At 44.2% G+C, this 13,236-nt stretch carries 10 protein-coding genes and 1 pseudogene; 3 read left to right on the top strand and 8 right to left on the bottom strand.

The features are described from left to right. From ACK8OT_RS18790 to ACK8OT_RS18815, 6 genes and pseudogenes are all read right to left on the bottom strand, one after another. A pseudogene (locus ACK8OT_RS18790) lies at positions 1-200 on the bottom strand (hypothetical protein); the annotation flags it as partial. Between the two features lie 1,452 nt (positions 201-1,652). Continuing rightward, complete coding sequence (locus ACK8OT_RS18795; protein ID WP_410198042.1) at positions 1,653-2,264, bottom strand: thiol:disulfide interchange protein DsbA/DsbL; 612 nt, start codon at positions 2,262-2,264, stop codon at positions 1,653-1,655. 33 nt (positions 2,265-2,297) lie between these two features. After that, entirely contained in the window at positions 2,298-3,284 is a 987-nt protein-coding gene (locus ACK8OT_RS18800; RefSeq protein WP_410198043.1) for a serine/threonine protein kinase, read from the bottom strand. Next, entirely contained in the window at positions 3,284-4,708 is a 1,425-nt protein-coding gene (gene ccoG, locus ACK8OT_RS18805) for a cytochrome c oxidase accessory protein CcoG (RefSeq protein WP_410198044.1), read from the bottom strand. The genes ACK8OT_RS18800 and ccoG overlap by 1 nt, the downstream gene beginning before the upstream one ends. A 91-nt stretch (positions 4,709-4,799) precedes the next feature. Beyond that, entirely contained in the window at positions 4,800-5,066 is a 267-nt protein-coding gene (locus ACK8OT_RS18810) for a YihD family protein (protein ID WP_410198045.1), read from the bottom strand. A 215-nt stretch (positions 5,067-5,281) separates the two neighbouring features. Beyond that, a complete protein-coding gene (locus ACK8OT_RS18815; RefSeq protein WP_410198046.1) occupies positions 5,282-5,641 on the bottom strand; it encodes a hypothetical protein in 360 nt (119 codons plus the stop codon). 169 nt (positions 5,642-5,810) lie between these two features. Between ACK8OT_RS18815 and ACK8OT_RS18820 the strand changes: the two genes are divergently transcribed. Continuing rightward, a complete protein-coding gene (locus tag ACK8OT_RS18820; protein ID WP_410198047.1) occupies positions 5,811-6,821 on the top strand; it encodes a D-alanine--D-alanine ligase in 1,011 nt (336 codons plus the stop codon). A gap of 64 nt (positions 6,822-6,885) precedes the next feature. On the opposite strand, the gene ACK8OT_RS18825 is transcribed toward ACK8OT_RS18820, so the two are convergent. Then, the gene (locus tag ACK8OT_RS18825; protein ID WP_410198048.1) at positions 6,886-9,732 is read right to left on the bottom strand and encodes an insulinase family protein; all 2,847 of its coding nucleotides are present in this window, start codon (positions 9,730-9,732) and stop codon (positions 6,886-6,888) included. 172 nt (positions 9,733-9,904) lie between these two features. Here ACK8OT_RS18825 and ACK8OT_RS18830 point away from each other — a divergent pair, with 172 nt between their 5' ends. Both ACK8OT_RS18830 and ACK8OT_RS18835 read left to right on the top strand, forming a co-directional pair. Then, positions 9,905-10,234: a hypothetical protein gene (locus tag ACK8OT_RS18830; RefSeq protein ID WP_410198049.1), complete on the top strand. Its 330-nt coding sequence runs from the start codon at positions 9,905-9,907 to the stop codon at positions 10,232-10,234. Positions 10,235-10,738: 504 nt separating this feature from the next. Then, positions 10,739-11,959, top strand: coding sequence for a hypothetical protein (locus tag ACK8OT_RS18835; protein WP_410198050.1), 1,221 nt, complete (start codon positions 10,739-10,741; stop codon positions 11,957-11,959). Positions 11,960-12,322: 363 nt separating this feature from the next. Here the strand turns inward: ACK8OT_RS18835 and ACK8OT_RS18840 are convergent. Further along, a partial coding sequence (locus ACK8OT_RS18840) for a hypothetical protein (RefSeq protein WP_410198051.1) occupies positions 12,323-13,236 on the bottom strand: 914 nt, incomplete at its 5' end.

Below are 13,236 nucleotides of genomic sequence, written 5' to 3' on the forward strand. Positions count from 1 at the left end.
TTCAGTCGAGTTATGTTGCCAACAAGTTGCTGCTGATAAGCGGGCATGGTGATGCCATCAATACCGGCGGCGGCTTGTTTATTGAGCTGCCCCCAACTTTGATACAGGCAATCTTCCCTTAGTAATCCGTATAAGTTCTGAAACCTGTGTTTGGGGTGGCGCTGTGATTTAAATGTGATCGCGTTTAGTTCGGTTGTCATAGTGAGTCCAGCCCTACATTGTCCGGCCTATGTGTCTGCTAAACACGTGATATAACTGTTAACCCCTTCGCCATGTGATCGGCTTTCCCGTCTCAGACTACTACGAGCTGGTCTGACTGCCAAAGGGTCATCGTTGGCCTTGCTTTTGGCTTAGTTTCCCTACCGCGTCCTTGCGGAACGCCTTTGGCTCTCTCAAGTTCCTGATGCATCTCTTTAAACATGCCACGGCTTAATAACTCCGCTGACTCGCCACAACCTCACTCATTACGGTTGCTTTGCTTGGACTTCAGTGGCGTTACAAACCTCGTCAGTCAGACTGTATTTATCGGAGCGATCTCAGCACTTCAGGGACACGCATCCCCTGTGGCCTACTTAATTCTCTGTGTACGCTTCACCTATCTTGTTCGCTGAGAAAAAAAATCAGCTCCGCCATAGACGCAACACTCGATACAGGTGGTGAGTTAAACCTTACCCGACAGGGACTTGCACCCTGCAAGATGCATCAAGCTTCGCTTGACGCACTAACCCGCATTAATCGGACAAAAATAGTGGGTTAAAATGTGTAGCGAAGCGAAACGTAACCCACTGTTTTTGTTACTTTTAAATGCCTTGCTATGGCTTTTTTCGTAGTAGACTATAAACTTTAGTTAATAACACATAGGATATTAAGCTTATTACCTGAAAGGGAATTATGTAGATAATTTCAAAGCCATTCCCATTTGACCAACTCATAAAAGCAACAGATATAGCCAGCACAATCAGGGAATTTAGAGATGGCAAGTATGATTTTAATTTTTTGCTCCAGATTGCAAAAAGTATAAACGGAACAACTAAAGCCGAGTATAGCAAGAAAGTATCTAACTCAAAGCTACCATTTTGATTAGGTACAAGACCACGCCAAGCGTAAGTAAACCAATAGATAGAAGCAAAAACTGACACAACAACAGTCGATATCTGGTATTTATTCAATGCTAAATACTCCTTAAGCCATATTGTATTATACGGTTTTCTTGGTAAACCCACACGCTACCGCCTAGGCCCATCCAGTTAAAACAATTACTTATCAACACCTTAACTACACTAATCGACGGCTAACTCTGATCCCAGAGGTAAACAAACCGAGACTAAAAATTACCGTGACCTAATTTGGCCCCCGTAAATCGGTGTGCTGATTTTTTTTTATGATTATATATCAATGGATTAAAAAACCGATGTGAACAAAGCGAGACTTTCGCAATTTATTTACCGTGCCAAAAACAGGCAGAATCAATAAAAACCCATTACACCTGTGTAAATAAACAGAACCCATCATTATGATTGGCGTTAGCGCATGTAAAGAGAGAGCTAGCGAAGTTGCTGGGGTGATTAAGAACATTTTTGCAACAAAAAACGCACAGCGGCCAGCCTACTGTGCGTCTTGCTCTTTTTAACTGGCCTCAAGGCGGGCTGTGATTATTTCTCTACTTGGGTTAACAAGTAGTTAAGCAATGCGGAGTACTCGTCGATACTGCGTACTGAGCCAGCGTTAATCAGGTATTTCCCGTTGACTACAACCGCAGGTGTAGCGCGGATTTTAAAGGTTTCAGCGTTACGTTGCATTTGCTTGAGCATGCCATTGACTGGAAAGCTGTTCGCCGCTGAATCAAACTTAGCGCCATCAACACCCACTTCGGCAAATACGGCTTTAATATCATCGCGATTGGTCATTGGGCGACGTTGGTCGTGAATAGCAGCAAACATAGCGTTGGTTAATTCAGGCTCCACTTTTAGCAATTCAGCTGCGGCAAAAGCGCGCGCCATTTCTGGGCCCATTTCCTTACCTAAAAATTCAACATGGTTCTTCTTAAATTTCACCCCTTCTGGTGCGCGTTCTTTGATTTGCTCCATAAATGGCGTGAACTTATAACAATGCGGGCAAAAGTATGAGAAAAACTCGATGACTTCAGGCTGTTTCGTACCCACTTCTTTGACTATTTCGTAGTGTGTACCTGCTTCATATTTGGCAGCGTGTGCGCTCATAGGCAGCATGATTATTGCTGCCAACATCAATAGGTATTTTTTCATTGTGCTTCCTTATCAAATCATCCGTGATAGATATTAATATTGCGGCATTAAGCTAAGCGGTGGCTCAGCCAATTGTGCCAATTGCTCTTTCAGTGCCAAGACTTGCTCTTCCCAATAGCGCGGCGTGTTAAACCAAGGAAAGTTATGGGGAAATGCCGGGTCTTGCCAACGTTTTGCCAACCATGCCATATAATGTACCATTCGCATAGCGCGCAGCGGCTCTATTAACGATAATTCATCGTGGTTAAAATCACAGAACTCGTTATAGCCTTCAAGTATCACGTCCAATTGCAGTTGCTGCTCTTGGCGCGAGCCAGACAATAACATCCACAAGTCTTGGATGGCAGGCCCCATGCGACAATCATCTAAGTCGACAAAAATGGGCTCGTCGCGCCAGAGGATATTGCCCGGATGGCAGTCGCCATGTAAACGCAATAAATGCTGAGGCCGATATTGCGCTTCACAAGCTAAGATCACTTGATCTAATACGGTGAAAAACGCATTTTCAAGATAATCTGGCACAAACCCAGACTGCTTTAATACCGCTCTGGGCTCATGTAAATAGCTGGCTAGATCGATACTAGGCCGATGACTAAAAGGCTTAGCTTTGGCTAATTGATGCGCTCGCCCCAAAAAGCGGCCAACCCATTCAAGCTGATCTAAGCTGTCGACCTCAAACTGACGTCCACCCGCACTGGGGAAAATAGCATAATAAAAGCCTTGATGGCTGAGTAAACTTTGGCCATTAAAGCGCAGCGGTGCCACGACAGGGATCTCTTGCTCGGCTAACTCAAAACTAAAATCATGCTCTTCTTGAATTTGCTGAGCCGTCCAACGCTGCGGCCGATAAAACTTAACCACATATCGCTCACCCCCTTCACCACGAAATTGGTACACTCGATTTTCATAAGAGTTAAGGGCAAGCAAGCCAGATTCAGGGTAGATGCCAACGGCTTCGATGGCATCCAATACCAAATCAGGCGACAGGCTGGAATAAGCAAAATCCTCACTGGCCGTCATTAACGCCCCTCACTAAAGAAGCGGCTTTCTTGCTCGATAAACTCATCACCGTCTATATCTTGGATAGTAAACTTAATCTCCTGAATCGATTTTTCCAGCTCATACGGATCCACTGCGATACTGATTGGCTGAGTAAACACCTCCCCCGGCGCAACCGATATTTCAGTTGGGCCTGACCAAACAGGGGTAGGCAAACCAGACACAGCTAACGAGTATTGCTGTGGTTGCATGGTTTTGTTGATAATCTTAAAGGTGTAAGCGTTCTCTACTAGCCCTTCATCGGTCATGCGATAGAGTGCATTGCGGTCACGCAGCACATCAAAGCCAATGGATTTGATGGTCACTAGGTTCCATACAAATAAGCAGCACATAATGGTCAGCACCACGCCGTAACCGATAATTTTAGGTCGAATAACGTCCGTTTTCTCACCTTTTAGCTTGTGCTCCGTGGTATAAGAAATCAGCCCTTTTTCGTAGCCCATGCGCTCCATGGTTTGATCACAAGCATCAATACACGCACCACAGTTAATACATTCATATTGCAAACCATCGCGGATATCGATGCCGGTAGGACACACTTGCACACACAAGTCACAGTCAATACAGTCGCCTAAACCTAGCTCTTTAGGATCGGCCTTACGTGAACGAGGGCCACGGTTTTCACCGCGTTTAGCATCATAACCAACAATAAAGGTGTCTTTATCAAACATCGAAGATTGAAAACGCGCATACGGACACATGTGAGTACAAACGATGGCGCGCATCCAGCCTGCATTAATGTAGGTACAGGTAGCAAAAAACAGCACCCAGAAGGTCAGTGCAAAACTTGAGCTCAAGGTAAAGAATGAAACATACAGCTCTTTAACGGGGACAAAATAGCTGGCAAAGGCTAGACCCGTTAACAAAGAAACCACCCACCAGCTCGCGTGTTTTGCCGTCTTTCGCCACAGCTTATTGGCATCCCATGGCGACTCATCCAGCTTTTTACGCTTATTGGCTTTACCTTCAAAAAACTCTTCAAACCAAATAAAAATAAAGGTCCAAACCGTCTGTGGGCAGGTATACCCACACCATACGCGGCCTAAATAGGTGGTGAAAAAGAACAAGGCAAAGGCGGCAATAATAAATATCCACGCCAGTAAGGTGAGGTCTTGAGGGAAAATAGTCAGGTTAAAGATATGATAACGGTTATGCTCAATATCCAGTAAAACCGCTTGATGGCCATTCCATGGTATCAGAGGCAGCGCAATAAAAAGCAGGAGTAAAAACCAGCCCATAAATTTGCGTAGCCGCTGATAAACCCCTTGAACGCTGCGCACATAAATCGTGCTGCTAGGATCAAATCGGTCGACACTGGCCTTGCTGTTTTTTCGCCCAGCCTTTTTGGTTTCGGTGACGTCTTTGACATCTATCTTCCGGTCCATCGCTCTTCCCTCATTTGCCACACATTTGCTCACAATTAGGACAGATAGTTATTATTTTTTGGGCTGTCCTTCGCTGTCTCAATTTCGATGCTTATTTTACTAGGCCGCGAGCCTTTAGCAGGGCTGTTTTAAAGTCATCTTCACAATCTTTTTTGATCCCAGGGATCATCTCACCCGCCGGTGTTTCTAACATTTTTAGATGATAAATAATCAAGTCATCAGGCACCTGACTTAACTCACCCTCATGGCCTGCCTCTTTCGCCAACTTGGCTAATACTTCAACTAAGCTTAATTCGGCATTTTTTAGCCAGTAAGGTTGTAATAATTCAATTACTTCATTCACGCGGTGACAGTGCATCCTAGTTCATCTCCATCAACAATACATTCGGCCTCAAGTGAGAGGGAGTCTCACAGGCTCATTCATGCTGCCATTGTATAATTTGCACCAAGTAAGGTCTATTTTAAACCGACTTATCTAATGAGATATGACAATAAAGGTAGTGTAAATCGCGGAGAGAGAAGCAGAACTAAGAAGATGATCACAACCGGCAAGGGGGCCACCCTCACCGGCACTCAATTTTCCGTATTGAGCCAGCGCGGCGGAGCTCTGGTTAGGGGTTTAATAAATAATGACGGGACAGCAAGCGACAACACAGCCAAATGTTGCCGCGGCAGATAAGAGGCAGCCAACCTCTTACCGAAAGTGAGCTGAGGAAAATAACTAAAAACAAAATTAGCCACCAAACACATGGCACAATAGCGACTTGCTTGGGTTGAACCATCCTCGGCAACGCTAACACTATAAAAGCCCGCTTGGGCACAAACTAATTGGCCATTACCGCTTAGGGACACTGAACTGGAGGCAGCCAAAGTCATCAGTAACATAGTGACCGATAACAAATAAGCTGTGGGCTGGGTCCAGCGTGTTGCCATTTAATTCATCCTTTGCAATACGCTTAAATTTACCGCAAAACCACGTTTTCTCCTAACAAACTTACCCTATTGTCATCACACCTTGGGCAGACCTGTATGTCCAGCACTAGCCAGCGCTTATATCGGCAGGTAGAATCCAGCACCAGACGTTGTGATAGGGGAAATACACATGAAAAAATTTAACATTCTGCTGCTTTGTGGTGGCGAAAGTGCCGAGCATGAAGTGTCATTACGTTCTGCCGATTTTATTGCGCAGCAACTATCACAACACGAGCACTTTAATTTACATCGCATTACCATTAGCAAAACAGGCCAATGGCTTGATAGTGAGCAGCAAGTTTGCCAACTGGATATGCAAAAGCATTTGACCACTGTCTCAGCAGCTCAACCCCGCAGTCATTTCATTGATTTTGCCATTCCTTGCATTCACGGTTACCCAGGCGAAACCGGCACCATTCAATCCTATTTTGAAATGATCAAGTTGCCTTATATGGGCTGTGGTCCCGAAGCGAACACCTTGTGCTTTAACAAAGTCAGCTCGAAAATGTGGTTTGACGCCCTCGCCATCCCTAACACGCCATCTTTATTTATCAGTGAATTCAGTGACGCAACCTTAGCGCAAGTAAGCCAAGCATTTGATAATTGGGGCAGCGTATTTATTAAGGCCGCTTCACAGGGCTCTTCTGTAGGTTGTTATTTAGTGCGCGACAAGGCAGACATAGCAGCAAAATTAGCAGAAGCCTTTACTTACTCAAACTATGTGTTGGTCGAAAAAGCAGTAAAAGCGCGCGAGCTAGAAATCGCCGCTTATGAATATCAAGGTGAAGTGATCGCTACAGTGCCAAGTGAAATCATTTGCCCAGACAACACCTTTTACACCTATGAAGAAAAGTACGCGGCCGATAGCCACTCTTTGACTCAAGTTGAGGCGCAAAATCTAACTGCTGAGCAAATTGCGCAGATGCAAGCTTATGCGATTGCGGCCTTTAAAGGCATGAAGTTGAAGCACTTATCGCGCATCGACTTTTTCTTAACCACTGAAGGTGAAATTTTACTCAATGAGATAAATACCTTCCCGGGTATGACCAAGACGTCTATGTTCCCGCAAATGCTCGCCAATCACGGCCATCAATTTAGCGACTACTTAAAAGATCTGATTGAGCGCGCTATCGCGGCTTAACCAGCTTCAGCAACTCGATAAAATAAGGCGCTCGATGAGCGCCTTATTTGTTTGCAGGGTTTGGCTACTTAGCCTGACGGCTTTGTTGCCAAGTGGCTAAATCAGATATTTTGCTGGCACCTTTTAATTCGGCGAGTGGCGCATCAACAAACTGACTGCCTTTCACTTGAATTAAAAACTGCTCATTTTCCGATCCTAATACCATGCTTTTATATAAGTCTTGCACTTGTTGCAAACTGGTTTGCTCAATCAAGGCAATGCGTTTAGCCTTGGTATTTAAATCGGCTTTTTGCTCATTCCATTGGCCATGAATGTAACCAAACTCTTCGTCTAAATTACTTGGCTTTTTCTGGTAGTTGGCAATATGCGCTTGTTTTATCTTAGCAAATTCTTGCTGATCAAAATCCGCCAGCTTTTTCGCAAATTGCTGCACAAAGTAATCATAGCGCTGCTTTAAGTGCTTTGGCCCTTGCTCTGGACTTTGGGTAAACAGACCTAAAGCGGCATAATCATCGACCGGAAAACTCAAGGTAAACGGCGAATAAGACAACTGCTCTTGGGTGCGGATTAAATCATAAAAATCCGAGTAAGCTATCTTATTGAGTAACTCAGCCTGCACTTGCCCCGCTTCACCCGCTTTTGTCGAAACAAAGATTTGCGCCAAGGCCGCATCACCCATTTCACTCGCCAATGACCAAGTTAAGCGCTGTTTTGGCTTAGGCGTTATGCGCTTAAGCTGGTAAAAGTCTTGCTTGGCGACTGGCGCACGCTTCACCACCTGCTGCTGCAGGGCAATGGCTTGCTCACTGCTAAAGTTACCCGTCACCAAGATACGCACTGCGCTTTGGCTAAACATGTCATCACGCAATTGGTTTAACTGCGCTAAGGTCACCTTATCTAACGCCGTTAGTAAGGCTTGGTCTGACCAAGAGGGCAACCGCACCAGATTACGAAACTCGGCAAACGCCAGTGACATACTTTGGTCTTTGAGTTTATTTTCGATCAGGCGACGGATTTCAACCTTAGCCAGATCCAGCTCTTGTTGGTTAAATTTAGCCGCTTTTACCGTATCTAATAAGGTAAGCATTAACTCACTTTGCTTATCATTAAAGCCACCCGTGGCAAACAACAAGCCATTACCCGTGCCAACAGATAGGGATAAATTCGCTTCACCAGCTTCATAACTTAAGCCCACTAGCTGCTTAGCCAGAATTTCATTTAATATCGCACCCGTGATACGTTGCTGCGCGCTGCGATCTAATAAATCGTTATTCAGCTCAACGGCGATGCTGCCTTTTGGCTCTTGGAAGTATTCACTTTGCTTAAACCATAAAGATAAGCCCGGCTGTTTTACCAACTCAACCGCTTGTTGCTGATGCTCAGCTTTAACAATGGATTTATCTTCGGGTAGCCAGCGATTACCTTCGGGTAAATGCATGGCTTTGCTTAGCTCAGGTAGCTGCTGTTGCCATAGTTTGATCCGGCTTTCGGCAATCGGCGCAACACGGTAACTATCACCGTAGGAATACAGCACCTTGTCACCCACCACACCTGGGTGAGCCACAAACAAGCGCACTCTTTCTGGCGTTAAATAAGTAAGTACTTGCTTAACTAGCTCAGGGTTAAAACCATCAAGGCGGTACGGCGCAAAGATAACCTCCTCGGTGGGGAGTTCCAGCATATTGGCCACCAGCACCATGCTATAACTAAAGCCGCCCTTTTTCGGTAAATAAGCAAAACTGTTGTTAAGACTTTGCTCAAGGGCTTGATATTGCGCTTGGGTCACACCCGTTTGTTTAATTAATTCAATATACGCAAAAGCCGCGGCAATGATTTTATCTTGCTGTTTTATGCCCGCTTCGGTGAGCTGGAACTGCAGTGTCACACTGCTGTCATTCGGACTGTAGTTAGCATCAAAGCCCGCCATTAACGACTCAATTAAACCTGCTTGTTGCAAGTAATCCGACAAAGTGCCGCTGCGATCTGAGCCTAGAATGCGTGATACAAAAATGCCCGGTTTGTAAGGATAAAACTCGGCGAAGCTTGGCATGACAAAGCTCATTTTCAGCACCTTGATATCTGAGCTAGGTTTCAAACTGGCTTCGATGGCTAGCTCTTTTTCGGTGACTAAAGGCGCTAAAATCTCTGGCGTGGTGGCATTGCGATTAGGGATCTGGGCTAGATACTGCTTAGCCAGTTGCTCTTGGCTGGCCAAATCACGCGGCCCATATAACACCGCCTTCATTAAATTGGCGCTGTAGTAAGCATTGAAGAAAGCCACTAGCTCGTCTTGTAATTTGCTGCCGGGCTTGTCTTTTAATGTTTCTAAATCACCCGTGCTAAAACGCGACATAGGATGCTCAGGATTCAGGGTATACATCTCTAAGGTGTATAATTTGCGTCCATCATGGCCTTTGTAGGTTTGCTGCTCGGCATTAACCGTGCTGCGCTCTTTGTCGGCATAATGCTCATCCAGTAGCGGCGCGCGCATCACATCACCTAAACGGTCTAAGGCTTCGGGATATACTTTATCGTTAACCTCAAAGCCATAAACCGTGCGGTCTTGGGCGGTGTAGGCATTGGTGTAGCCCCCATTTAAGCGCATAAACTTACTGTAATCATTGATCTCTGGATAACGCTCCGAGCCAAGAAACAGCATGTGTTCAAGGTAATGGGCCAAACCAAGCTGAGAATCTGGGTTGTGCATGCTTCCCACCGGCACCGCGATGGTCGCTGCGCTATTCTTAGCACTGGGATCTGAGACTAATAACACTTCAAGCTGGTTGTCTAAGGTGATGACCTTATAACCTCGGTCGTCATTGGGGCTAGTAATAATCTGCGCGTGCAATGGCGCAAGAATGAAACAGCAGAATAAAAACAGATAACGGCTATAAGCCAGAACGAATCTCATGAAGCAAACCTCATTGTCAACAATCATCAATCGATGGATTCGTTCCATGTTAACGGAAAATACTGATAGCTCAAGCTTCTGGTGATATATCCTATAAGGGAAAGCGCCTATGTCGGATCAGAAAAGAACTGTTAAACTTAGTTATTACCATTAACCTTACCTCGGGATCTCTATGTCATTCACTAACACAAAATTAAAATGGCTTTGTGTCGGAGCTGTACTGACCAGCTTTGCCTTGATCGGACCAGCTCATGCTAAAAATGATAAGCATGAGAAAACCTTACCACCCGGCCTTGAAAAGAAAGTAGACCGAGGCGGTGAGCTACCACCAGGTTGGAAGAAAAAACTGCGCAGAGGCGACATCCTAGACTGGGATATCTACCGTTTTGGCCACAAACGCCCGGGCAATAAAAATGATAAATACGAGTGGATAGACATAGATAACGACACCATTAAGGTAATTAAAAATACCCGTGAAATCGTTGATATTCTGTCACGCTAATTAGCAAAGCAGTCTAATCTATATCCCAGAAGCTCAGATAAGCGCTCAATAGACGGCAAGTTTAGCTGATAGGTTATCACAAGGCTGTGTTGATATACTAAAGTAACCGCTCGTCCATTTCCTCTACCGTTTCGATACAAGGAAACTAGCACAGCATGTTGTGAATTAGGGCAAGGTAAGCTGTTTACCCTTGCCATCTCTGTTCCAGCAATGCTGGCCTACTCTAAAGTGCAGAGATATTTGTAAAATTGAAATCTCATTTCAGCCATCTGGTTTGAGTCGTAAGGTTCCCTGAATATCGGCTTAACGATGCAGTTGCTCTGACAGCAACATTTTCCACCAGCAATAAATTGATATTTATATGACCTATTTTGCAGAATTTATTCCACTATTACATTAGAGTTTCCAATATCGATTGATAGATCGGCACAACCACGATGTTATCTATCCAGAACATCAAATAAACATCATGATAAGTCATAACCACACCGAGGAAAGCGGAATATGAAAAAACAGATCACCAGCTTTATTGGATTACTGCTTACTCATTGTGTATTCGTTGGCCACAGTGGAGCTGCCGAGCATAGTGAAGCAGGGAGAGCTCCAAAGGTACTGGAACATGTATTTGAGGCTGGCGACACATTAGGTAAAATATTTCATGAAAACAACATCCCTCGCCCAGAATTACTAAGGTTATTGGAGGGAGATCAACAAGAACTTGCCCTTGGTAAGTATTACCCTGGAGATAAACTAACTCTTCATTTAGATGAGCAACTCAAGGTTACTAAGGCTGTGTTTGCTCCTGATAATATCACCACCTATATATATATTCGTGATAGCGAATCTTTCACAATGGAAAAACGAGTAAAGTCAACCTCTGTTGGCGTCAAGGATCGAACAGAAATAATTAAATTTGATAAAAATTTAACAACCTCACTTACTCTTGCAGGGATTGAGATGAGGCAGACATTTGCTGCTCTGAAAACACTCTCCACATGGGTAAACCTTGGAAAAATTTCTGTCAATAGTGATACGCATATTGAAGTGGATTATGCTGGTAACACACCAGTGGAAATAAGGCTACCTGAGCTCCAGACACTTCAAACCACAATAAATCCACCGGAAACAATGCCAACGATTGTTTTACGTTGGCAGGGGGATGCAGAGCAAGGCCAGCTTGTGTATCAGCATAGCGATAATATAATTGCTTACCAGCAACAAATATTTGGTGCAGAGGTCCTAATTGACAAATGCCAGCACTTTTTTTCACCTAAATTTAGTCATTATCTGCGGACCCAATTAAATAAGCAGGGAAAAGAAACCGACCAACCAAATAATTCGCAGGTCAATGAGCTGAAGGCAGAATTAGCATCTATGTCTGTCAATGAAAGGGTACAATTCTGCATTGATGTTAAGTCCAGAGCGGTAGGGTATTTCTCTAAGGAGGGGCTAACTCTCCCTGCTTTTGGCAAAAAGGAGCACGGGAGCGATATTTCTTATTGGCCTGAGTACTTGCGCCTTGGATATGCGGAGTGTGGTTATAATAATACAGATGTAAAAACGGCCAACCGCATTCATCAACTTGAATCAGAAGTGAAATACTCAACTGATAAAAGGGAACATGCTCAAGCGATGGCTGAACTCATTGTAAATCATGCCCGAAACCATACCCCTGAACAATTTAATGCATTCTGCGCTCATTATAACGAATGGGCTAGAAGGTAAGAAAGCTAGATATATTACTATATTTGTCGCCTAAGTTATGATGTGGGTGTAGTGGGCAGCAAAAATTGACCACCTCGTTATAAGTTGAAGTATTCCGCTTCAGCCCTCTGAGGTGATAACCCCTAGTGAAACTAGTGCGGCCTGAGCCGATAAAATACTCTGCAATGTACCTATTAATCGACTAAACACCCACGGTAAATGATTGATAACCAGACTTGGCATCCACTCAGCTTTAAAACTTCCGAAAATCGCACTGTCGGAGTGTTATCGTGACAGTCACCCTGGCGACATACACTTTGCTTTATGCCATACCGTTATATCCCCCTTTGAAGGCAGAGCGCCGAAGGGCAATGTGTATCGGTTTTATCCTAGGAACCATCTAGCTTTATCCTTGACTTCAACCTTTCTGCTACAGTCTTGCCACTGTACTTCGTAAATATGGCTGGGCACTTTGATGTCTTTCACTGGTGTTATTGTTAATTCTTCCGTTGGTGCTAGCAGTACTGCGCATTCCTTGTTGTTAGTTACATCTGTTTTGATTCTTTTATCCATTTCATTTGCCATCGGGGCCAGTAAATCTTGCTCGTCTTTAATAAAATAGCCATGGCTTCCTTTGACTGTGATACCGGGATAGTCGCTAATCCCAATGTTTTTCAGTTCGTCCTGATAGTGAGTGAAAAAGGATAAGGCGGCTGGCTCACCTATAAGGTAGTCTCTAAGTGAGAATAATGGCCAAAGGGATAAGAAATAATTACTCCCAATGGACAGGTTATCAGCCGTTATTCCTGTTTCCTTGGTCGCTTGAAACAGTGCAGAAACTTTTTCTTCTACTTCCGTGAGCTGAATGGCTCTAGCTGCCTCCTCAAAATAATCTATAATTCTGATAGAGATGAGTAATTCACCTCTTCCATTTAGGAACCTTTTAGAGTGTTTTTCAATCAGTTTTTGTTCAGTTAACCATTGATAGTTTCTATAGGTTATATTTGCAACTGCACCATACTTTTCATTAAAGAATATTAACTCTCTTCCTTCCTCCGTTTCATATTGAATTACATCAACGGGAATAGTACCAATAGGGGTAGCTATCTCGTCCTTTTTTAAGACGGTTGTGCTGATTCTTGCCGTGCTGCTTTTATGGCCTTGTTTTGGCGTCGCTATTACAATAAAGCTCTCTTTCTGATACATAGTGCTTGGCAAAGCGCCCAAAAGGCAGTCCATTTTCGCTTCTTCACCATTTTCTTTGTAAATTTTATAGTCTTTGTAGGGGGCGCTGCTAT

Origin of the sequence: Motilimonas thetidivivens (assembly GCF_046452435.1) — a bacterium.
Taxonomy (GTDB): Bacteria; Pseudomonadota; Gammaproteobacteria; order Enterobacterales; family CBDFNC01; genus Motilimonas.